At 54.1% G+C, this 246-nt stretch carries 1 protein-coding gene; it reads right to left on the bottom strand.

What is annotated here, in order from left to right:
* A partial coding sequence (locus tag ACYP03_RS27420) for a hypothetical protein (RefSeq protein ID WP_459782862.1) occupies nt 1-246 on the bottom strand: 246 nt, incomplete at both ends.

Below are 246 nucleotides of genomic sequence, written 5' to 3'. Positions count from 1 at the left end.
AACAGCCCGACGACAAAAGCCAGCATACCCATTGCAAACAAATTCAGGTGAAATGCCCGGGTGAGCGGCTCCAGCTGAGCACTGTCATTTTCAGTCAGGATCAAACCACCGGGCAGCAAAGTATTGATGTCCTGTAACGCCTGACTGCTCAGAGATCCACACAGTACAGCGGTGAAACCGGAGCGGGGGAATAACTGCCTCACCAACCCCATGTCCGCCAGTAAGCGGGATCCCTGAATCCGGTTA

This window comes from Photobacterium sp. R1 (assembly GCF_054600795.1).
The sequence above is the reverse complement of the archived record's forward strand: the minus strand, read 5'-3'. Positions and strand labels throughout refer to the sequence as shown.